Origin of the sequence: Aequorivita sublithincola DSM 14238 (genome assembly GCF_000265385.1) — a bacterium.
In the GTDB taxonomy this organism is placed as follows: Bacteria; Bacteroidota; Bacteroidia; order Flavobacteriales; family Flavobacteriaceae; genus Aequorivita; species Aequorivita sublithincola.
The window spans coordinates 2977834-3000385 of the sequence record NC_018013.1 but is presented as its reverse complement, the minus strand read 5'-3'; the positions used below and the strand labels follow the sequence as shown (position 1 = coordinate 3000385).

At 35.9% G+C, this 22552-nt stretch carries 23 protein-coding genes; 8 read left to right on the top strand and 15 right to left on the bottom strand.

Annotation, left to right across the window (positions count from 1 at the left end):
- Positions 1–69 precede the first annotated feature (69 nt).
- Positions 70–669 (top strand): GTP cyclohydrolase I FolE, encoded by a 600-nt coding sequence (gene folE, locus AEQSU_RS13780; protein WP_014783488.1) that lies wholly within the window; start codon positions 70–72, stop codon positions 667–669.
- A gap of 53 nt (positions 670–722) precedes the next feature.
- A complete protein-coding gene (locus AEQSU_RS13775) occupies positions 723–1025 on the top strand; it encodes a hypothetical protein (RefSeq protein ID WP_042492529.1) in 303 nt (100 codons plus the stop codon).
- A gap of 26 nt (positions 1026–1051) precedes the next feature.
- On the opposite strand, the gene AEQSU_RS13770 is transcribed toward AEQSU_RS13775, so the two are convergent.
- From AEQSU_RS13770 to AEQSU_RS13735, 8 genes are all read right to left on the bottom strand, one after another.
- Positions 1052–3265, bottom strand: a complete 2214-nt coding sequence (locus tag AEQSU_RS13770) for a TonB-dependent receptor (protein WP_014783486.1) — start codon at positions 3263–3265, stop codon at positions 1052–1054.
- Positions 3266–3315: 50 nt separating this feature from the next.
- Positions 3316–3645: a hypothetical protein gene (locus AEQSU_RS13765; RefSeq protein WP_014783485.1), complete on the bottom strand. Its 330-nt coding sequence runs from the start codon at positions 3643–3645 to the stop codon at positions 3316–3318.
- Positions 3642–3944, bottom strand: a complete 303-nt coding sequence (locus AEQSU_RS13760) for a DUF6787 family protein (RefSeq protein ID WP_014783484.1) — start codon at positions 3942–3944, stop codon at positions 3642–3644. The genes AEQSU_RS13765 and AEQSU_RS13760 overlap by 4 nt, the downstream gene beginning before the upstream one ends.
- Positions 3941–4360, bottom strand: a complete 420-nt coding sequence (locus tag AEQSU_RS13755; protein ID WP_042492526.1) for a DUF6146 family protein — start codon at positions 4358–4360, stop codon at positions 3941–3943. Before AEQSU_RS13755 ends, AEQSU_RS13760 begins: the two co-directional genes overlap by 4 nt.
- Positions 4361–4479: 119 nt before the next feature.
- Entirely contained in the window at positions 4480–5121 is a 642-nt protein-coding gene (locus tag AEQSU_RS13750) for a DUF937 domain-containing protein (RefSeq protein WP_014783482.1), read from the bottom strand.
- Between the two features lie 80 nt (positions 5122–5201).
- Entirely contained in the window at positions 5202–6155 is a 954-nt protein-coding gene (locus AEQSU_RS13745) for a D-2-hydroxyacid dehydrogenase (RefSeq protein WP_014783481.1), read from the bottom strand.
- Between the two features lie 128 nt (positions 6156–6283).
- On the bottom strand, positions 6284–7351 hold the full coding sequence (gene serC, locus AEQSU_RS13740; RefSeq protein ID WP_014783480.1) for a 3-phosphoserine/phosphohydroxythreonine transaminase: 1068 nt from the start codon (positions 7349–7351) through the stop codon (positions 6284–6286).
- 69 nt (positions 7352–7420) lie between these two features.
- Complete coding sequence (locus AEQSU_RS13735; protein WP_014783479.1) at positions 7421–8449, bottom strand: acyl-CoA reductase; 1029 nt, start codon at positions 8447–8449, stop codon at positions 7421–7423.
- Positions 8450–8513: 64 nt separating this feature from the next.
- Here AEQSU_RS13735 and AEQSU_RS13730 point away from each other — a divergent pair, with 64 nt between their 5' ends.
- Entirely contained in the window at positions 8514–8864 is a 351-nt protein-coding gene (locus AEQSU_RS13730; protein WP_014783478.1) for a 4Fe-4S binding protein, read from the top strand.
- A gap of 71 nt (positions 8865–8935) precedes the next feature.
- Here AEQSU_RS13730 and AEQSU_RS13725 read toward each other — a convergent pair whose 3' ends face one another.
- Entirely contained in the window at positions 8936–9706 is a 771-nt protein-coding gene (locus AEQSU_RS13725) for a T9SS type A sorting domain-containing protein (RefSeq protein ID WP_014783477.1), read from the bottom strand.
- Between the two features lie 187 nt (positions 9707–9893).
- A complete protein-coding gene (locus AEQSU_RS13720; protein WP_014783476.1) occupies positions 9894–10433 on the bottom strand; it encodes a hypothetical protein in 540 nt (179 codons plus the stop codon).
- Positions 10434–10594: 161 nt separating this feature from the next.
- On the opposite strand from AEQSU_RS13720, the gene AEQSU_RS13715 reads away from it, so the two are divergent.
- Positions 10595–11455, top strand: coding sequence for an alpha/beta hydrolase (locus AEQSU_RS13715; RefSeq protein WP_014783475.1), 861 nt, complete (start codon positions 10595–10597; stop codon positions 11453–11455).
- The gene (locus AEQSU_RS13710; protein ID WP_014783474.1) at positions 11452–12249 is read left to right on the top strand and encodes an alpha/beta hydrolase; all 798 of its coding nucleotides are present in this window, start codon (positions 11452–11454) and stop codon (positions 12247–12249) included. Before AEQSU_RS13715 ends, AEQSU_RS13710 begins: the two co-directional genes overlap by 4 nt.
- Positions 12250–12311: 62 nt before the next feature.
- Here the strand turns inward: AEQSU_RS13710 and AEQSU_RS13705 are convergent, their stop codons facing one another.
- Positions 12312–12785, bottom strand: coding sequence for a hypothetical protein (locus tag AEQSU_RS13705; protein WP_014783473.1), 474 nt, complete (start codon positions 12783–12785; stop codon positions 12312–12314).
- A gap of 320 nt (positions 12786–13105) precedes the next feature.
- Between AEQSU_RS13705 and ychF the strand changes: the two genes are divergently transcribed.
- Positions 13106–14200 (top strand): redox-regulated ATPase YchF, encoded by a 1095-nt coding sequence (gene ychF, locus AEQSU_RS13700; RefSeq protein ID WP_014783472.1) that lies wholly within the window; start codon positions 13106–13108, stop codon positions 14198–14200.
- Between the two features lie 66 nt (positions 14201–14266).
- Here the strand turns inward: ychF and AEQSU_RS13695 are convergent, their stop codons facing one another.
- The 3 genes from AEQSU_RS13695 to AEQSU_RS13685 all read right to left on the bottom strand — a co-directional run bounded on the left by AEQSU_RS13695 (position 14267) and on the right by AEQSU_RS13685 (position 16575).
- Complete coding sequence (locus AEQSU_RS13695) at positions 14267–15274, bottom strand: phosphatase PAP2 family protein (protein ID WP_014783471.1); 1008 nt, start codon at positions 15272–15274, stop codon at positions 14267–14269.
- Positions 15275–15361: 87 nt separating this feature from the next.
- Positions 15362–15652 (bottom strand): chaperone modulator CbpM, encoded by a 291-nt coding sequence (locus AEQSU_RS13690; RefSeq protein ID WP_014783470.1) that lies wholly within the window; start codon positions 15650–15652, stop codon positions 15362–15364.
- Positions 15652–16575: a DnaJ C-terminal domain-containing protein gene (locus AEQSU_RS13685; protein ID WP_014783469.1), complete on the bottom strand. Its 924-nt coding sequence runs from the start codon at positions 16573–16575 to the stop codon at positions 15652–15654. The genes AEQSU_RS13690 and AEQSU_RS13685 overlap by 1 nt, the downstream gene beginning before the upstream one ends.
- 228 nt (positions 16576–16803) lie before the next feature.
- On the opposite strand from AEQSU_RS13685, the gene AEQSU_RS13680 reads away from it, so the two are divergent.
- Together AEQSU_RS13680 and AEQSU_RS13675 are read left to right on the top strand one after the other, a co-directional pair.
- Positions 16804–18654 carry a DNA topoisomerase IV subunit B gene (locus tag AEQSU_RS13680; RefSeq protein ID WP_014783468.1) on the top strand — a complete coding sequence of 617 codons (1851 nt, stop codon included), beginning with the start codon at positions 16804–16806 and terminating at the stop codon, positions 18652–18654.
- A gap of 156 nt (positions 18655–18810) precedes the next feature.
- Positions 18811–21492 (top strand): DNA gyrase/topoisomerase IV subunit A, encoded by a 2682-nt coding sequence (locus tag AEQSU_RS13675; protein WP_014783467.1) that lies wholly within the window; start codon positions 18811–18813, stop codon positions 21490–21492.
- Positions 21493–21646: 154 nt separating this feature from the next.
- Here AEQSU_RS13675 and AEQSU_RS16255 read toward each other — a convergent pair whose 3' ends face one another.
- Positions 21647–22342: a DUF4377 domain-containing protein gene (locus AEQSU_RS16255; RefSeq protein WP_014783466.1), complete on the bottom strand. Its 696-nt coding sequence runs from the start codon at positions 22340–22342 to the stop codon at positions 21647–21649.
- Positions 22343–22552: the final 210 nt, after the last annotated feature.

Here is a 22552-nt window from a genome sequence, read left to right as displayed (position 1 = left end):
TGATGGGTTATATTGTTTTTAATCCAAGATATCCGTTTATTTTTACAGACGAAACTTTAAACAAACCACATGGCATCATACAAATATTTTGAAGAATACTCCCAACCAGTAACAGACAGTTTAATTGATAATTACAGTAAAATTCTAAGCACCATAGGCGAAGACGTTAATCGTGAAGGAATTTTAAAAACTCCAGAAAGAGCTGCAAAAGCTATGCAGTTTTTAACATCGGGAAATTGTCAAGATCCTGCACAAATATTGCGAAGTGCTATGTTTGCTGAGGCTTATCACGATATGGTAATCATTAAGGATATTGAATTATATTCTTTGTGTGAGCATCACATTCTTCCTTTCTTTGGAAAGGCACATATTGCTTATATTCCCAACGGTCATATTGTTGGATTAAGCAAAATTCCACGTGTTGTAGATGTTTTTGCTAGAAGGTTGCAAGTTCAGGAAAGACTAACGCACGATATTCTAGAATGTATAAACAATACATTGAAACCCAAAGGAGTTGCCGTGGTTATTGAGGCTGCGCATATGTGTATGATGATGCGTGGAGTGCAAAAACAAAACAGCGTTACTACAACTTCAGGATTTCGCGGACAATTTGAGGCCATTGAAACCCGAAATGAATTTTTAAAATTGATTAGCAACGATTTGTCGTAATTATTTTTGGAATGTTTTTTGATTTAAACATTAAAATTCAAACACAGCAAAACATGAAAAACGAAAAATATAAATTATTACGTCTAGGAATCATTTTTGATTTACTTGGTATGGCTACAATGGCAATTCCAGTTGTTGGGCCAGTATTAGATATACTTTGGGCTCCATTCGCTGCAAAGAAAATGAGCGATATGTATAAAGGAACTGAAGGAAAAGTAGCTTCCGTTTTTGTATTCCTTGAAGAAATATTGCCATTTACAGACGTATTTCCAACATTTACTTTAATGTGGCTTTACACCTTTGTTTGGAAAAAACAACCTAAACTACAAACAATCGAAGTTCGCATAAACGAATAATGAAAGCCCCTTTCGGGGCTTTTTTTTTAGATTTCTACTTTTAAATTTACATTAATACTTCGTCCAATATTGAAGATGCCGTCTGGTTTAAATCGCGATAGGTGCGAAACGTATGCTTTATCTGTTAGGTTAGTTCCGTTTATTCCTAACTTGAGTAATACTTTTTGAAGTTGAAAACTGCTTTCAATTCCTGCGCTTAGAAGAGAATAGCCACCTGTTCTCGTTTCAAATTTACTAATATTTTTTTGGCTGAAAGTATTTTCAAGCGTTACAAAGGCTGAACTTGATTTTCGAGTTTTTCCATCATTTAACTCAACACGAAAGGTATTCCGAAGGGAATTTGCTGGGATTAAGGGTAAGTAATCGTCGTTATCTAACTTACCGGTAACGGTTTCAAAACTACTTTCAAAGTGAAGCCAATCTAAAGGATGCGGATGTAAATGGAAGCCAAATTCACCACCGTAAAGATTAGCATTGTTCTGAAGATAATCATAAACTGGTGTATCATCCATCATTTCATTGGTTGGTGAAATGAAAATATAGTCACTCACGGCATTATAAAATCCGTTAGCGAATAATTCCACGTGTTCGTTTCTGTATTCTAAGGCAATATCTGTTTGAAAATTCTGCTCGTTTGTCAAGTTTTGATTTCCTCTTTCATATCTATTGGTGCCTTCGTGAATCCCGTTTGAAGTAAGTTCTGCCAAATTAGGAGCACGAAAACCACTTGCCAGGTTTATGCGTGCTGAAAGATTTTTAACTAAATCTAACTTAGCTCCCAAAGCCGCTGTAAAACTGGTAAATGTTTTGTCCAATGCGGAAATGAAGTCTTCTTCTAATGGATTTCTCGCAGCTTCACTTTCAATTTTTCTAGAATCAAAACGAATTCCAGCTTGGAAGTCTATTTTTTCCAAATGATAGTGAGATGTTGCCAAAAGCCCAATATCTGTAGTGTTAGCATCTGGAATCAGGATTTCTTCGCCTTCGTTTTTATTATTTTGAAACATTCCCTGCAAACCGACGATGGTTTCAAAGTTGCCCAATTCCGGAAGATTGTATTTCACATCATAATTAAAAGTTTTTAATTTGAGTCGAAGCGCAGCCGTGGCTTTATCATCTTCAAATTCACGACGATCATTAAACAAATAACCAGCTTTCACGTCTAAACTTGAATTATTGAAAAACACGGTATTGTCAAAACTCAAAATGTGATTGTCAATTTCTTGAAAAGGAAGTTCCAAATCTTTTGAATGTGATTGTTCTCCGATTTCTTCGGCAATACCAATGTTTGAGCGGTTGTAATTATATCTCAATGTTGACTTAAACTTTCCTCCCAAATATTGCACACCTGTTTTAAAATCTTTTTCATTGAAGCGTGAATTGGTTACACGGTAGTCTCCACCAGATTTATAATCACTAAAAGAAGAATAGGAACCACGCGCCAAAAATTTCAATTTTTCACCAGAAGTTTTCACTCCAAGATTTGTTGAAGTTGCCAAAGTATTTGAAAAATAAGTACTACTTAAATCGCCGTGGGTTTCACCAGAAATGGCAAACTTTTCAGGATTCAAATACAGTACTCCGCCAAGTGCATCACTCCCATATAGTAGGGAAGCTGGACCTTTAATAACCTCCACGCTTTCTACGCCAGAATCGTTAATTCCAAGTCCGTGTTCGTCACCAAATTGTTGATTTTCTAGACGAACACCTTGTGTATAGGTCAAAACTCGGTTGGAACTCAGGCCACGAATTACAGGTTTGCCGATTCCAGTTCCTGTAGAAATGATATTAACACCGGCAATGTTTTTAATTCCATCGGCAAGCGTTATGGCTCCTGAAGCGTTTAAATCTTGAGTAGAAATGCGTTCCACTTTCATCACATTGTCACTCTGCAGTTTGTGGAAAGGTGTGGAAACTATAACCTCCTCCATTTCCACTGCGCTTTCTTCTAGTTGAAGGTTTTCAGTGACATTTTGACTGTTCGAAAAGTTTATTTTTTTTGAAATAGTTGCATATCCTAATGATGAAAAAACCACGTTGTAATTTCCATCGGGAATATTTTTCAACATATAATTTCCATCAAAATCGGCTGCCGTTCCTTTTTCGAGTTGCTGAATGTAAACGGTTGCCGAGACAGGTTCTTTTTTGATTTTTGAAGTTATGCTTCCAGTTAAGGAATTTTGGGCGCTCGCCGCAGTGTATAATAGAAACACCGCAAGCAAGCATAGAATATTTTTCATGCTTTCTTGAATTAAAAATTAATTTTGGATTAAAGGATATTAGTTGAAAATCAAGAAAGTAGAGGAGGACCTCTTAGAAAGTAATATGAAGTATTTTTATTGAATTTAGGAAGTAAATAAATGGTCTCAGTTATGTGAAAACCATTTAAAACAGCGAATTCAGGAAGTTCCTGAGGTGTAAAATTGAAATTTGAAAAGTGAAAATCACATATAGAGCAATCTAATTGCTTTTTGTGAATGTGTACTGAAAAATCTGTACAGGCCTGATGTTCGTGGCCTTCAAAGGTATGTGCAAGTTTTACGGCAGTGGGAAATAAGAGCACTAACGAAAAAATCGTGGATATAGAAATCTGTATTATTTCCTTCTTAAAAAACTTCATTTAATAAATAAAAAACCTAAGCCCATTTTTGCGAGCATTTTTTTTTCAAAGTTCCAAAAAAATCTGTACTCTCCAAACACCCAGCCAAAAAAAACTAATAATACTTGGTAAATGGGAAAGATTATTAAAATGCGGAATGGCCAATAGATGTACCAGCCCATTTCCTTTTTTATTTCGAAAAAATCTGTTATTGGTCCTGCCAGCTTTGCTGCTGAACTTCCAGTTATTGCAAAGACAAGAAGTATGATAAAAAGTTGTCCGTTGGTCTTGATATTCCAACGTTCTTTGAGCTTTTTCAATTTCTTCCGCCTATAAATTTTTGATTGTACTTTTCCTGAAAATATATAAAGTAATTGTAGAGTAGGTAGTTTACTTCATAACCATAATCTACAGTAGGATCATAGTTTATTTGTTCGCCGTATAAATTGCTGGAAAAGCGCGAGGGATTCAGCACACGCGAGTTATATTCCGAAACAAATGAACGATTTTTGGATTCTAAAAGAGACTGACCATAAAACCCACGAGGTTTTTGTGAAACGAGCCAAGAGTCAAAACCAGATTCAATAATCATTATTTCGTATTCTAGGCTATCATTTGCAATACGGATTGTATCGTTTTTGATTGTTTCGGAAGAAGAACTATTCACTGCGCTATTTCCAGTTCCACAACCGTAAATAGCTGCTGAAAGTGCTAAGGTGAGTAAAAGATTTTTCATAGGTTTTGTTTTTGCAAATTTAAGCAATGTGGGCCGAAGGCTAGGGAATTTAACTTTCATTTAAAAAAACACCTTTCTTTTTTAAAAAAGGGCATTTCTATAAGTAGTTTTTTATTTGTCTATTTTCCGAATAAACCACCCAAAAGACCGCCAAGACCGCCTTTTTTCTGACCACCACCTAGTACCATTCCAGCAATATCGTCAATAACGCTACCGTCATTGTTACCGTCAAGTAAAGATTCAATCATAGATTGTTGTTTTGGTTGTTGTTTATTGCCGCCACCCATAAGACTACCTAATAAATCGCCAATTCCAGATTCTGAGTTTACGTTATTTTGTTGTTTTTGTTTTCCTAAGTACCCTAAAAGAATAGGTGCTGCAACTTGCAAAATCTTCATAACTGAACCAGAATCTAATCCAGATTTCTGCGAAAGTGCATTTATCGCATTGCTTTGTGAACCTCCCAAAACATGGCCTAAAATAGCACTGCCATCTTGTTTTACATCTTCATTTACACCACCCCCAAAAAGACCGCTTAAATTATCGAGAATACTCCCGTCATGTTTACTATTTAATGCGTTCATTAAATTAGCTGCACCGCTTTCAGTACTTGCGTTACGTTTCATAGCACCCATAAGAATAGGCATAGCCATTGCTACTACCGAAGCAGTTTTATCTGCTGGTTGGTCAGTTTCTTGGCTAATTCCGCCAATAATTTGTTTTCCAAGGTCGCTGTTTAGTAAATCTAATATTCCTGACATTTGTTTAATGATTAAAATTAAGATCGTAAGTTACTAATTATGAACTATAAATGAATTGAAAAAATAAAAAAATGAGTTTCCTAATTACCTAAAATTGAAATAATCTGACTAGCCAATTCGGTTCCAATTCTGTCTTGTGCTTCGTTTGTTGCAGCACCAATATGTGGTGTAAGAGAAATTCTTTCATTCATAAGTACTTTTATGGAAGGAGTTGGTTCGTTTTCAAAAACATCCAATGCTGCGAATGATACTTTACCATCCTCAAGTGCTTCCAGTAATGCTTTTTCATTAAGAATCCCACCACGAGCTGCGTTAACGAGACCTACTCCGTCCTTCATTTTTGAAATTTCTTCTTTACCTATTAAATATCCTGATTGTGACGGTACGTGAAGACTTATGAAATCACTTTTTTTAATCAAGTCGTCTATCGGTGCGGTTTTTATTTTTAGTGTTACTTCTTGCCCGTCATAAAAAGTTAGGGTAATATCTGCTTCACCTACTTCGTGATCGCTGGCAATTACCTTCATTCCGCAGCCTAATGCTATTTTTGCAACTTGACGACCTATTTTTCCAAAGCCAATAATTCCTAAGGTTTTTCCGCGAAGTTCACGACCGCCTCCATAATTCTTCTTTAGGTGATTAAATTTAGAATCGCCATCTAAAGGCATATTCCGGTTGGAATCGTGCAGAAAACGAACGCCGCCGAACAAATGTGCAAAAACCAGTTCAGCAACAGATTCTGAAGATGCGGCTGGAGTATTGATTACGTTAATACCGTTTTCAAGAGCGTAATCCACATCAATATTATCCATCCCAACACCACCGCGACCGATGATTTTTAAAGAAGGGCAATTGTCAATAATATCTTTCCGAACCTTTGTAGCGCTACGAACCAGTAACACTGAAATTTTATGTTCGTTGATGTAATTTTGAAGTTGTTCCTGGGCTACTTGCACCGTTAACACTTCAAAGCCTGCATTGTTCAGGGCATCTATTCCACTTTTTGAAATTCCGTCGTTTGCTAATACTTTCATTTAATTGGTTATGTTTTACCCCTAAATCCCCTAAAGGGGACTTTTAACGCAGGTAAATTATTTTATATTTGAGTTTCTATTAATTCAGTTTTATTTCCCCTTTAGGGGGCAGGGGAGCTTATCTATTTTTAAGCTCCTTTTTCAACCGCTTGCATCACATCTACTAAAACTTGAACGCTTTCCAGCGGTAAGGCATTGTACATTGAGGCACGATAGCCACCAACGCTTCGGTGACCGTTCAATCCGTTGATTCCGGCTTGTTTTAGATGATCGTCAAAGGTTGCTTTTAATTCTTCATTTCTTAAATTGAAGGTAGCATTCATTTTTGAACGGTCCTCTTTTTTGGCAACATAGCCTTCAAATAGAGGGTTTCGGTCTATTTCGTTATAAAGAAGGTCGGCTTTTTGATTGTTTACTTTTTCAATTGCTGAAATGCCGCCCAAATCCTTCAACCATTGAAGCGTCAACATTGAAACATATACAGGGAAAACGGCAGGCGTGTTAAACATACTTTCCTTGTCAATTTGTACTTTATAATTGAGCATTGAAGGAATAGCACGAGTAACTTTGCCAAGAATATCTTCTTTAATCACAACCAAAGTTGTTCCCGCTGGACCCATGTTTTTCTGAGCTCCGGCATAGATTAAACTGAATTTTGAAAAGTCTAGCTGACGCGAAAAAATATCGCTACTCATATCGCACACCATCGGAATTTCAGTTTCTGGGAAACTTTGAATTTGAGTTCCGAATATCGTATTGTTACTGGTGCAGTGAAAATAATCTGCATCTTTTGGGATATTGTAATTTTTAGGAATAAAGTTGAAATTATCACTTTTTGAAGTTGCTACTTCAACCACTTCGCCTAAAAATTTAGCTTCTTTTATTGCGTTGCTGGACCAAGTTCCGGTGTTTAAGTAAGCTGCTTTTTTTTCTAATAGATTGTAGGCAGCCATCAAAAACTGAAAACTTGCTCCTCCTTGAAGAAAAAGTGCTTGATACCCTTTATTTTGAAGTCCTAAATGCTCCAGGGCGAGACTTCGAGCGGTATCCATGACTTCCACAAAATCTTTACTTCTGTGAGAAATTTCTATTAATGAAAGATTTGAATTGTTGAAATTTAAAACTGCTTCAGCAGATTTCTGCAATACAGATTGTGGCAAAATGCAGGGTCCTGCACTAAAATTATGTTTTTTCATATTGATGAAAATTTATAGCGCAAAGATGTGAATTATGCTAGTAAAATTATGGTAATAATAGATTTTTTATCAATGAATTTTCAACAGGAAATCAACCGTGTCCACGCCATCGGCATAATCCCACAATTCTGGATTTTGTGCTTTTCCGAAGGGAATTTCATTGGGTAAACCTGCTTTTGTAACCAAACATTGAATGTTTTCGGATTGAGCTTCCAACATCTTTTTTACAGCATATTTTGAAGTGTATCTTTCGAAGAAAACTACTGAAATAGGAGAGGAGAAGCCAGAATCTTCTTTAAGCAACATAAATTCATTGTCCAGCAATGGGAAGCTGTCCATCAAATAAACCGCTTTATTATAGTCATAATTATTAATGTATTTGTGGTTGTGGATAATTTCTTTCCAACTGAACATTCCTTTAAAAAATGGCTCAAAATCATAATCTTCAGGAATGTATATTTTTGAAACATTGCGGCAACCTAGACCGAAATATGTAAATATATCATCTGCTAGATTCTTTAAATCTTCTTTGGTTTCGTTTCCTGTTAAAACTGCGACGGAATTTCTGTTTTTACGGATTATATTTGGGTATTTTCCGAAGTAATAATCAAAATAGCGCGCTGTATTGTTGCTTCCTGTGGCTATTACTGCATCAAAATCTTTCAATCTTCCTTCAGTAAGCTCAATATAATTTTTGAATTCGGGTTCAATGGAAATTAACTGTTTAGCAAGAAAAGGAAGAAGCGTTTTATCGTTTGAAGAAAGTTTTGCCAACACCTTATTTCCAGTAATTAAAACTGAAAGAAAATCGTGAAAACCAACAAGTGGAATGTTTCCCGCCATTATGATTGCAACTTGTTTCGGTTCAGTTTCTTCAATATCATAATTAGAAACCCATTGCTGAAGATTTTCTTTAGAAAGCGCTTCGCCCCAACTTTTTAAAGTGAATTTTATGTTTTCCTGTGTAAACCAACCGTTTTCGGCTTCAGCTTTTCTCAAAATCATTTCGATTTCATCTTCAATTTCATCTTCAACTTTAATTTCCCTCAGGAATTTCCCTAATTTCACAAAAGCGTTAATTCTGTCTTTTATTTGCATACTTAAGTTTGGAGTTGCCCTTAATAGGCATTAAATTTGCACAAAGTTAGAAAAAGAATATCCCATGGCAATTATAATAACAGACGAATGTATAAACTGCGGTGCTTGTGAGCCTGAGTGTCCCAACACCGCCATATATGAAGGAGCGGACGATTGGCGTTATGCTGATGGAACTGACCTTGACGGCAAAGTAGTACTTCCAAACGGAAAAGAAGTAGATGCCAATGAAACACAAGAACCCGTTAGCGACGAAATATATTTTATAGTCGCAGATAAATGTACCGAATGTAAAGGCTTTCACGATGAGCCACAATGTGCTGCTGTATGTCCCGTGGACTGCTGCGTTCCAGATGAGGATCATGTAGAAACGGAGGAAGAATTATTAGGCAAGCAGGCGTTTATGCACAAAAAGTAATCACCTAATTTTATTTTATAAAAAAAAGCAACCTTAATCGGGTTGCTTTTTTTTGATAAGTTTAAAAATTTTTAGTTTTTCACGAATTTAGATATTGAGTTTGCACCATATTTTAATAAATAAGTTCCCTTAGCAAGACGGCTAATGTCGATTTGGTTATTTGATGTACTCAATTCTTTTTCGATTAATTTTTTACCAGTTAAATCATAGATTTCGAACTTACTAATTTCTTTTAAATTTGCTACTACGATATATTCTGAAGCGGGATTTGGTGAAATGGAAAAACTATTTTCTTCGAAACTTGGAACAGATAATGGTCCACAACTAATTACTGCAAAATAGAGAAAATCTTGTCCGGCATATGTTGCGAAACTCGAAGCATTGGCAGGAATAGGGCTTCCAAAAACCAAACTAGTATAATATACTATGCTAGTTGTGGCAGTAAGATCAACATTACTCTGATTAGTACTAGAACCATTGTCATCATAAATTGCCATAATCCAGTAATCACCAGCAGGTATTTGTTCTGGGGAAACCGGTAAAGATATTACGCCAGAGCCTACTGTCCCAATTCCAGTAGAAGTAACCAAATTATTGGGAATTCCTCCATTATCGTCATAAAGAGCCATTTGAAAATTGGCGCCAGTTCCATTTCCAATTATGTTTAAAGAGTGTACAACTCCTACTTGTGGAAGTGTAAAATTTACACCTAATAGATAATTTTCTGTAAAATTACCAGCAGTAAAATCAGGGTTCGTAGTTTCATTGCCAATATTACAATCCTGTGAAAAAACAGTCAATGTTATAAAAAGCAGTAAAATAAAAGTAAAGATTTTTTTCATGTTTTTTTGGTTTAATTAACAATCAGTTAGTTACAGCTAATTTAATGAATATTTTGAATTATATATAAGTTTCATTCCATTTTGTTATTCATGGTATCATCGGAAATATTTTAAGAAGTCATAAAAAAAATCGCCCTTCAAACTTAAAGTGTGAAGGGCGATTTATATTGTGGGGGTAATTAATAAATTACATTTTATTCTTTTTCATAGAATCTTGTTTCATGTCCAATTTATATACATCAGAAACAACTGCATCCAACTTGGCGTCATAACGCTCTACAACAAAGTTGCCATCGGCATTAAAATAGCCGAAAGAAGATTTACCATCTTGAGACATTATATAGTATCCGTTTTGTGAAGAAGGTTTAATAATAGCATACTCTTCTTGGGTTGCATTATCCTTAACCGTCATCATTCTGTAACCATCCTTATCTTCTTGGTTGATGAACTTAAAGCGGTTGCCTTCGTAACCATAATCTACCGACGTATTAATTTTTGACGGTTGCATCACAATCGTCTGGTTGGTTTTATTGGCGTCTTCATCAGCAAGGCCAATTTCTTGCTTTTTAGATATTGTAACATTTTTAGTTGAAACATCTGTTCCTAACTCACTTTTTACAGCGGTTTTCGTTGTAACCGTTTCTTCGGTTTTATTTTTGTTTGTCTGAGCAAATGCAGTTGAAGTTGTAAACGCTGCAAGAGCCATAATCATTAATATCTTTTTCATAATGGTTGAATTTTTATTTGTTTGTTAAATACAAAAATACAGATGTAATATGTTAAAAATACTTAAATAGCTGGTAATCATTTCATAAACATTCCGCCTTAGATTTGATAAATAGATGAGCTTCAAGATTAATTTTTTGTAATTTAGTTGAAAAGATATTTATGCCTCTTTGGCTATACATCGCGCTAATTGTTCTCGCGGCTTACGTTGTTGTTAGCGTGCTACTCTATTATCTACAAGATTACTTTTTATTCAAACCTGAAAAACTTCCGAAAGATTTCAGCTTTTATTATGAAAACCAGCAAGTTTCAGAATACAATCTTGAAACACGAGATGGGGCCATTATTAATGGACTTCATTTTAGTGTTGAAAAACCATTGGGCGTTGTGCTTTATTTGAAAGGAAACTCCAAAAGCATAAAAGGTTGGGGCAAATTTGCGGTCGATTTTACTAGAAACAATTACGACGTAATTATGGTAGATTATCGTGGCTTCGGAAAAAGTACGGGCAAGCGTTCGCAAAAAGCAATAAAACATGACTTGCAATTTATCTACAACAAAATCCGCGAGAAGGTTAACGAAAAATACATCATTATTTATGGACGTTCTATGGGCTCGGGCTTTGCAACAAAATTGGCTTCAATGAACAGTCCAAAGATGCTAATTCTCGATGCTCCTTATTATAGCTTAACCAAAGTAACGGGGCGTTATATGCCATTTATGCCGCTTTCCATCATTCTAAAATATCCAATGCCAACTTACAAATGGATTAAATATGTGAAATGCCCAATTCATATTATTCACGGAACAAAAGACAAGTTGATACCTTTTAGCAGTAGTGTAAAACTTTCACAGATAAATGCAAAACTCACAAGATTACACCCAATTATTGAAGGAGGTCATAAAAACTTGAATAACTTTGAATCCTATCATAGGGTTTTGACGGAGATCCTCAAATCCAAAGAAAAGAAAATAGATTTTTCCACAACCAGTATTGGCGTAAAACATTCAGCGAAAAGATGAATAGAAGATTAAAAAAAATTATAATTGTAATTGTTTCATTGTACGTTCTAATTGGCGTTGCGCTCTATTTTTTGCAGACGAAAATGATTTTTATGCCAGAACCACTGCCGCAGGATTATAGCTATTCATTTTCAGGAGATTTTGAAGAAATTAATCTAAAAACCGTAGATGGAGCAGTGTTGAATGCGCTACATTTTAAAGTTGAAAATCCAAAAGGAGTTATTTTGTATTTCCACGGAAATGCCGGCGAACTCTCACGCTGGGGAATCGTAGTCCAAAAATTTGTTGAAATGGATTATGACGTTTTGGTGATGGATTTTAGAGGCTATGGAAAAAGTACTGGAGCGTTAAGCCAGAAAGCATTATATAATGATGCTCAGTTATTTTATAATTTACTTCAGAAAAATTATTCGGAAAATGAAATAGTGGTCTATGGTAGATCGTTAGGAACCACTTTTGCAACTTATGTTGCAGCAAATAACCATCCAAAACAATTAATTCTTGAAGCGCCTTTTTATAGTTTAGATGAAGTGGCGAGCGAGCGTTTTCCAATCTATCCTGTAAGTTGGGTTTTGAAATATCATTTCCCAACCTATAAATATTTAAAGGAAGTATCTTGTCCTATCCTAATTTTACATGGCACAAATGATAATGTAGTAAATTATAAAAACAGCGAAAAGCTTTCAAAAATCAGGACAAAAGGGAATCTTACTTTTATAACGTTTCCCAATGGAAATCATCATGATTTAGTTAATTATAAACTTTATAAAAGTACGTTAGATTCAATATTATAAAAACAAAAAATCCATTGAGGATAGACCATCAATGGATTTTCATAGATTATTTTATTTAAAGTTTAGTCCTTTCTTAGTTTAGACATTCCTTTTGGTCTAGACTCTAACTGTGCTCTTCTTTCAGCAAGTTCTTTTTGCATCTGTGCTTGCTTTTGTTCGTATTGCATTTTCTTTTGTGCTGCTATTTCAGCCTGTTCTCTTTTAGAAGCTTCAAGCTGAGACTGTAGTTTTGCTTTTTGTTCAGCAATCATTGCTTCGTTTTGTGCATCTGTATTCACATCATTCACCAAAACTTTTTCGTCCGTGTTTTTTTTACTTATTTCGCTGAACTCTTGGTTTGTTTTATTGTTGTCTTTTACTATTACAGCACCAGATTGGGTATCGGTTGTTCTAACTTCCTTTACCTTTACATCGCTACCTTCTTTAGTAATTACACGTTTTGTAGTAGATTCCTCTTTAATAGTCTTGTTTTCTTGGGCTTGAATTCCTGCGATTGTTACAAGTGCAACAGCAAGACTCATCATTAACTTTTTCATAATTATAGGTTATTTAAGGTTTGAAATGTAAACATAGAGATATAGTTGTTAATTTTTTAAAAAAAATTAGTGAAATAAAACCTAAACTTTTTCTGAAAAGCATTTTAAACCAACTATTGAAAGTCGGATTTGAAGACGTATATTTGCAACTTTTAAAAATATCATCAGAAAAGAAGATGAGAAAATATAGGACGTAGGACGATAGGACCTAGAACATAAGACTAAAATGGAAACGAACTTTTGTAATGAAATTTGTCCTACGTCTTATATCTTAATGTCTTAAGTCATTATGTGTTTCACAAAGATTATAATTCGTAAATATGAAAGCAGGTATCGTAGGATTGCCAAACGTAGGGAAATCTACTCTTTTTAATTGTTTAAGCAACGCAAAAGCGCAGAGTGCAAACTTCCCTTTTTGTACTATTGAACCAAACATTGGTGTGGTTAACGTACCCGATCAACGTTTATTGAAATTGGAAGAATTGGTAAATCCCGAAAGAGTACTCCCTGCAACCGTTGAGATTGTTGATATTGCTGGCTTGGTAAAAGGAGCGAGTAAAGGCGAAGGTTTAGGAAATCAGTTTTTGAGCAACATCCGCGAAACCGACGCAATTCTGCACGTACTTCGTTGTTTTGATAATGATAACATTATTCACGTTGATGGTAACGTAAACCCAATTCGCGATAAGGAAACCATTGATATTGAACTTCAATTGAAAGATCTTGAAACGGTTGATAAAAAACTTGAAAAAGTAAAACGCGCAGCTCGTACCGGAAATAAAGAAGCTCAAAAGGAAGAGACTGCTTTATTGAAAGTAAAATCTGGTTTAGAAGCTGGAATTTCAGTTCGTGCTATTGATTTATCGGAAAGCGAAAGAGAAGAATTTATCGTGAACGCTCAATTCATTACAGATAAACCTGTAATGTATGTTTGTAACGTAGATGAAGAATCTGCCGTAACTGGAAACGCTTATGTTGAAAAAGTAAAAGCAGCCGTTGCTGGAGAAAATGCTGAAGTGTTAGTTTTAGCAGTAGGAACAGAAGCAGATATAACAGAATTAGAAACCTTTGATGAACGCCAAATGTTCTTAGAGGATTTGGGCCTTGATGAAGCAGGTTCAGCAAAATTGATTAGAAGCGCATATAAATTATTAAATCTTCAAACTTATTTTACCGCTGGTGTGAAAGAAGTTCGCGCCTGGACTATTCCTGTTGGAGCTACAGCGCCACAAGCTGCTGGCGTAATTCATTCAGATTTTGAAAAAGGTTTTATCCGTGCAGAAGTAATTAAATATGAAGATTACGTAACCTTCGGAAGTGAAGCAAAAGTAAAAGAAGCCGGAAAAATGGGAGTAGAAGGGAAGGAATATATCGTGAAAGACGGCGATGTGATGCACTTCCGCTTTAACGTATAAACAATAAAAATTCCCGCATTCAGCGGGATTTTTTATTTAAAAGTATTTTTATAAACATCAAGAAATCTAAAAGGTATATCTAAAAGCCATTCCATTATAACTATCACCATTATAGCTTCTACCAGAACTTGGATAAATATCAACATTTTCCATTTTTCTTTTATGTAACTCAGGAACTAAAATTCCTGTACCAGCACCTAAAACATAGCCTAAAAGTACATCAGTCAAAAAATGCTGTCCAGCTTCCATTCTAAAAACTCCAACGGCTGCAGGTAGAACAGCGGCTCCAGCCCAAACGTATATTTTTCCGTTTGAATCAGGATTAAAATCGCTATACGCTTTTGCTGCAAAAAAAGTTGCGGTAGCAGTTGCTGCCACGTGACCAGAATAAAACGAACGTTGTCCGTTATTTTTAAATCGTCTATCATTAGATGTGTCACCACTACTATCATAAACGTAAGGTCTGCTTCTATCTACTAATCCAGCGGTTATAGTGTAAAGTGCCGCAGTGGTAGCCAGGCTTTCAATATATAGTCCGAGATATTGACCTGTATGATCGTTGATTTCATCATCAAAAAGAAGTGCGAAAGGCGCTACAAACGAAACCGCAAAAGGAATATCACTAATTTTACTAGCACTTTCGGAATGATTTCCCGCAACCCATCTATCGAGAAATGAAAGCTTGTCAATTTCTTTTTGAAGGCTTTCTTCGGTTAAAAACTTAGCACTCTCATTCATTGGAAGATCATCTTTCTTTTGTATTAACATCAATCCACCAGCGCTCGCACCAAGCGCAACACCGGTCCAAATACCGTCGCGCAACCACTTCCATTCATACGGAGAATCGCTTTTCTGGGTTTCTAAAACAGTTTTATCTTTTGATTCAAAATTTATGGATGATAATGTTTCTTGAATATTTCGATTTTCAGAAATAAAATCAGTCGTGATATTCAATTCAGATGTAAATGAAACAGAATCATCAACATGATTAGAGTTTATTGAATTTTGAAATTTTTGCTGTGCGAAAGTGGTTACACAAACCATTAATGCGAGAAGTAGGAGTGTTTTTTTCATAGACGGATAAAGATATAGGATTGATCAATAACGAAAATTCCATTTAACATTTCATTAAAATTAAATTATAATTCAATTTTAAAATAGCTACTCATATAATCCGAGTTTTTTTTGAAGCAATTCCATCTGCTTTTGCATTTTTTCCAAACGCTTCAGCATTTGTTTTAAAGCGTCCAATCCCTCAAAATTAATACCTAATTCATGATGCAAACGAAACATTTTCTCAATCTCAGAAATATCTTTTTCGTCGATAAAAACGTCGTTTTGCTTTTCTTCAAAAGTCACCAAACCATATTCGTGAAGATTTTTTACAAATGAATTTTCAATATGCGTCTGTTCACAATAGTGACTTACCAATATATATTTTTCTCGTGCCATTATCTCAGTTTTGAAAGTTCAATAAACAGTTCTTTTTCTTTTTCTGAAAGGCTTTTCGGAAGTTCAATTTTATAGGTAATATACAAATCGCCGTGTTGATCTTCCTTTTTGTATTTGGGTAAACCTTTGCCTTTCAGTTTTACTTTTGTATCGTTTTGGGTTTCTGGTTTTACATTCAGCTTCACTTTTCCCGTAAGTGTTTCAACAGTTATTTCACCTCCTAAAAGCGCTGTATAGATTGAAATTTCTTCGGTTGAATAAATATCACTTTGCAACCTTTTGAAGCGTGTATTGTTGAAAATTTCAAAAGTAATAAGCAAATCTCCTTTTGGGCCGCCGTTTCTTCCTTCGCCACCGTAACCTTTAATTTTTAAGGTTTGGCCATCTTCAACACCTGCCGGAATTGTTAATCGAATCTTTTTCTCACCAATACTGATGGTTTGTTTTTGGCTTTCCAGAATATCCGTTAAATTCAATCGAAGTGTCGCGCTCAAATCCTGACCTTTAAATTGTGAAGGTTGTCTTCTGTTTCCGCCGCCGCTAAAACCGCCACCACCTCCAAACATAGATTCAAAAAAGTCTGAAAATTGACTTTCGTCAAAACCCTGCCCGCCACCAGTATACGTTCTTTGGCCGCCATAACCGCCACCAAAACCTTGTGAACCTTGTTGTTTTTTTGCGCTTTCAAATGCATCTGCGTGTTGCCAATCTTTTCCGTATTGATCATATTTTTTGCGTTTTTCAGGATCGCTCAAAACTTCGTTGGCTTCGTTTACTTTCTGAAATTTTTCCTGAGCAGTTTTGTCATTTGGGTTTAAATCAGGATGCAATTTTCTTGCAAGTTTTCGGTAAGCCTTCTTTATATCTGCTGCCGAAGCGCTTTTATCGAGGCCTAAAACTTTGTAGTAATCTATAAATTCCATTAAGGTTTTTCGTTTGTGGTATGAAATTATGAAAAGTATTGGAACAATTCAACGAGAAGGGATATTCTTCACAAAAGTTTAGCACTTAGTTTTACTTCCGTCTTCCGTCCTCTACCTTCTAGCTTTTTTTACTAACAATACCTCTCATTTTATTGTTAATTACTTTCCCAAGTATTGGTTTCACAAGTGCCAAGCTATATTTATATTAGCAACCCTACACTAAAACCCATGGCCGAAACACAATATACCGAAGACAACATACGCTCGCTGGACTGGAAGGAACACATCCGCATGCGTCCTGGTATGTATATTGGGAAGCTCGGTGACGGTTCTTCACCTGATGATGGTATTTATATTCTTCTAAAAGAGGTGATTGACAACTGTATAGATGAATTTGTAATGGGCGCCGGAAAAACCATTGAAGTTCGCATAAAGGAAAAAGAAGTTAAAGTGCGTGACTTTGGTCGTGGTATTCCGCTTGGGAAAGTGATTGACGTTGTTTCAAAAATGAACACGGGCGGGAAGTATGATAGCCGTGCTTTTAAGAAATCTGTTGGTCTGAATGGCGTTGGAACAAAAGCCGTAAACGCACTTTCATCATTTTTTAAAGTTGAATCCATTCGTGACAACCAATTGAAAGCTGCAGAATTTTCTCTAGGCGAATTAACGAATGATGTGGCGATTGAAGAAAGCTCCAAACGAAAAGGAACAAAAGTTATTTTTATTCCAGACGAAGCGATCTTTAAAAACTTTAAATACCGAAACGAGTATGTAGAAAAAATGTTGAAAAACTACGTCTATCTCAATCCTGGATTGACCATAGATTTCAACGGTCAGAAGTTTTATTCTGAAAATGGATTGAAAGATCTTTTGATGGAAACCATTTCTGAAGAAGATATGGCGTATCCAATAATTCATCTTCGAGGTGAAGATATTGAAGTTGCCATAACACACAGCAAAACCCAGTATAGTGAAGAATACCACAGTTTTGTAAACGGGCAGAACACCACGCAAGGTGGAACGCATTTAGCTGCTTTTCGTGAAGCTTTGGTAAAAACCATCCGTGAGTTTTACGGTAAAAACTACGACGCTAGCGATGTACGAAAATCCATCGTTTCAGCAGTGAGCATCAAAGTGATGGAACCTGTTTTTGAAAGTCAGACAAAAACAAAGCTCGGTTCTACAGACATGGGCGGAGATTTGCCGACGGTGCGAACGTTTATAAACGATTTCTTAAAAACACAGCTTGATAATTACCTTCATAAAAATCATGAGGCTGCTGACGGAATTCAGCGAAAAATAGTTCAAGCTGAACGTGAGCGTAAGGAATTAAGCGGCATTAGGAAACTTGCAAAAGACCGCGCTAAAAAATCAAACCTTCACAATAAAAAACTGCGTGATTGCCGAGTACACTTGGCAGACGTTAAAAACGAACGAAACCTAGAATCCACCCTTTTCATAACAGAGGGAGATTCTGCAAGTGGAAGCATTACAAAGAGTCGTGACGTAAATACCCAAGCTGTGTTTTCATTACGTGGAAAGCCGTTGAATACTTACGGAATGACCAAAAAAATCGTTTACGAAAACGAGGAATTCAATCTATTGCAAGCCGCATTAAACATTGAAGATTCAATGGAAGACTTGCGGTACAACAACATTGTAATCGCTACAGATGCTGATGTTGATGGAATGCACATTCGCTTATTGCTAATTACATTTTTCCTTCAGTTTTTTCCTGAATTGATAAAGGAAGGGCATTTATATATTTTGCAAACACCATTGTTTCGCGTTCGTAATAAGAAAAAAACAATCTATTGTTATACGGAAGAGGAACGAAGGGATGCTTTGGAAGAATTAAAACCAAAACCCGAAATCACCCGCTTTAAAGGTTTGGGTGAAATTTCGCCGGATGAGTTTGTGCATTTTATTGGGAACGACATTCGTTTAGATCCTGTAATGCTTGATAAGTCTATGAGTATTGAGGAATTGCTTTCTTTTTATATGGGAAAAAATACGCCCGATAGACAGGAATTTATTATTGAGAATTTAAAGGTGGAGTTGGATAGGGTGGAAGAGTAGTGTTCAGTGTTCAGTAGCAGTTGGCAGTAGGCTCGCGATTTAACATTACATTCGAAAGTGAAATAACTCTGCGTCCTTTGCGCCTCTGCGGTGGAGTTATTACCGCAAAGACGCAGAGAGCGCAAAGAATAAAAATAAAGAATAGAGAATAAATAGATGAGTGACGAACTCGACAATAACGAAGAACAAGAAATCGCAGGCCCAGACTATTTGGGCGTAAACGACGATACTTCCAGCGATACTATAAAAAAAGTACCAGGAATGTTTCGCGACTGGTTTTTGGATTACGCCAGTTACGTAATCCTAGAACGTGCCGTCCCAGCAATTGAGGACGGATTTAAACCAGTTCAACGCCGTATTATGCAGTCTATGAAAGATTTGGATGATGGGCGTTACAACAAAGTTGCGAACATCGTTGGACATACTATGCAATATCACCCGCACGGAGATGCCAGTATTGCAGATGCAATGGTTCAGATTGGTCAAAAAGATTTATTGATAGACACCCAAGGAAACTGGGGAAACATTCTAACAGGCGATAGTGCTGCGGCTTCGCGATATATTGAAGCGCGAATTTCAAAATTTGGTTTGGACGTGGTTTTCAATCCAAAAGTAACAAAGTGGCAAGCTTCTTATGACGGACGTAGAAAGGAACCAATCAACCTTCCAGTTAAGTTTCCTTTGCTTTTAAATCAAGGTGGAGAAGGTATTGCCGTTGGTCTTTCAACTAAAATTCTTCCACATAATTTTCTTGAACTTATTGATGCTTCCATAAAGCATTTGCAAGGCAAAAAATTTCAGATTTTTCCAGATTTCCCAACGGGTGGAATTATGGATGTTGCAAATTATAACGATGGTTTGCGTGGTGGAAAAATTCGAAGTCGTGCGCGAATCAACCAACTTGATAAAAACACACTTGTAATTACTGAAATTCCTTTTGGAACTAATACTTCATCGCTTATTGATACTATTCTAAAAGCAAATGAGAAAGGGAAAATAAAAATCAAGAAAATAGAAGATAATACTGCGGCTGAAGTGGAAATTCAAATCCATTTACCAAGCGGAATTTCGCCAGATAAAACCATTGACGCGCTCTATGCTTTCACGGCTTGCGAATCTTCCATTTCACCTTTGGGCTGTGTAATTGAAGATAACAGACCTTTGTTTGTAGGCGTTTCTGAAATGCTTCGCGTAAGTACAGACCGAACGGTTCAATTGCTGAAAAGTGAATTGGAAATCCAATTAGAAGAATTTGAAGAGCAATGGCATTTCGCTTCCTTGGAACGTATTTTTATTGAAAACAGAATCTATCGCGATATTGAAGAAGAGGAAACTTGGGAAGGCGTAATTTCTGCAATTGACAAAGGTTTACAGCCACATATTATGCATTTAAAGCGCGCTGTAACTGAAGAAGACATTGTGCGTTTAACTGAAATTCGAATTAAAAGAATTTCAAAATTCGACATTGATAAAGCACAACAAAAGATTGATGCGTTGGAAGATAGCATCAGTCAAGTAAAGCATCACTTAGCAAACCTTATTGAGTATGCAATTGATTATTTCAAAAGGTTAAAGAAAGAATACGGAGCAGGAAAAGAACGAAAAACCGAAATCAGAACTTTTGATGATATTGAAGCAACGAAAGTTGTAATTCGAAACACAAAACTCTACGTAAACCGCGAAGAAGGTTTTGTGGGAACAAGTCTTAAGAAGGACGAATACGTTACAGACTGTAGCGATATTGATGATATTATCGTGTTTACGGAAGACGGAACTATGATGGTGTCCAAGGTAGATGCCAAAACATTTATTGGTAAAGGGATTATCCACGTCGCCGTTTTCAAGAAAAAAGACAAACGTACCATTTATAATATGGTTTATCGTGATGGAGCGAGAGGTGCAAATTACGTGAAGCGTTTTGCCGTAACTTCTATGACGAGGGACAAGGAATACGATATGGGTAACGACTCCAAAGGCTCCAAAGTGCTTTATTTTACTGCCAATCCAAATGGTGAAGCTGAGGTTGTAACAATTTATCTACGCCAAAGCGGAAGCATCAAAAAACTGAAATTCGATCTCGATTTTGCAGACCAATTAGTAAAAGGTAGAAATTCCAAAGGAAATATTGTTACCAAATATTCAATAAAGAAAATTGAATTAAAAGAAAAAGGTCTTTCCACGCTGAAGCCACGTAAAATATGGTTCGACGATTCCGTACAACGTTTAAATGTTGACGAACGCGGCGAGCTATTAGGTGAATTCAGAAAAGAAGATAGATTGCTCATCGTAAATCAAAAAGGAATAGTAAAAACGGTTGTTCCAGATCTTCAGCTTCGTTTTGATGATGATATGATAATCCTTGAAAAGTGGAATCCCAAAAAACCGCTGAGCGCTATTTACTGGGAAGGCGAAAAGGAACTCTTTTATGTGAAACGTTTCCTTATTGAACATCCAGACAAGGAAGATGCCATAATCACTGAGCATCCAAATTCATATTTAGAAAAAATATTTACAGATCACCGACCAATGGCAGAAATAATTTTCGCCAAAAAAAGAGGGCAGGAGCGGGAAGAAAATTTAGAGTTGAATTTAGAGGAATTCATTTCAATAAAAGGAATCAACGCAATGGGAAATCAGTTAACCAAAGAAAAAATTCTGGAGATAAACACTATGGAACCGCTGCTTTACGAAGCCCCAGAGCCAGTTGAACCCGAAGAAATTGAAGTAATAGAGGAGGAGGATTTAGAATCTGAAGATAAAAATTCTAGGAATGAAACTGACACAGATAATAAAGACGATTCAATAACGGACGAAGACGGGCAAGGATTATTGTTCTAGAAAAATATTTTTCCTCAGTTTTGATGGTTTAATCCTGAATTGATAGAATATTGATAGCAATTAAAAAAAATGCGTGAAGTTCAATCCACCGTGGCAGTTTGAACTTCACGCATTAATTTTATCTAAAAATATTTGAATCTTTTGTGTTTACAATTTATTCCGCTTTTTGATATTTCAACACTTCATTTCCTTCGTCATCACAAAAGAAAAGCTGTAAACCATCAAGTTTATACGTTTTCGTTTTAGATAGCGCGGTAGTATATTTTGAAGAAAACTCCATGTTTGGGCAAGCCATTTTGGTTCCGCCCATAGGGCCAAAAGCTATGTTTTTGTCATCCAAACTTTCAAGATTTCCAAACATACTGTTGCAACCGTCGTTTCCGAAGATTTTCATTTCGATTATATTAATTTCAAGAACGGGTTGTTTTTGCATTCCTGAAAGCTCGGTAGCATCAATCATTTCGCCGTCAATAGCTTTCAATGCCCAAATATCGTTCAGACGCATTTTTTCGTCAATGTTTTTTTCGAGCACTTCAACTAAAGAATATTTTATAGATGAAGCATCGGCAGGAACTGTTGCGGGATCCAGCTTTTCTTTTTTTACAGAAATTTTATAGATATAACCTGGCTCATATTCAAAACCTTCAATGTTTCCGTAGAAATTTTTCCAATCGTTCGGACTTAACATTTCAGATTCTTGCGTTTGTAGGCATTTCATCTCGCCAACACCTGTACAATCTACTTTTGCGCTGTTTACAAAAAGAATTGTTTCAGCAGTTTTATCTGTGGAATCATTTTCACAAGTATTTAGTGCAATTGCAGCAATGAAGCATGCTAATATAAATTTCATAGGTTGTTTTTTAAGGTTTGTTTTCGGCAAATATAAAAACGTGTTATTCAACCTATAAATATTTATGAAAACTTTAAAGAACAGCTATTTAAAGTTTTGAAAATCAAAAGGAAAATACTATTTTTGCACCCCTCTTAGCGACGAGACAAGAAATAAGAGGAATTAAAACAAACAAAACAAACCCTTCTGTGGGATAGTCGCATTAAAATC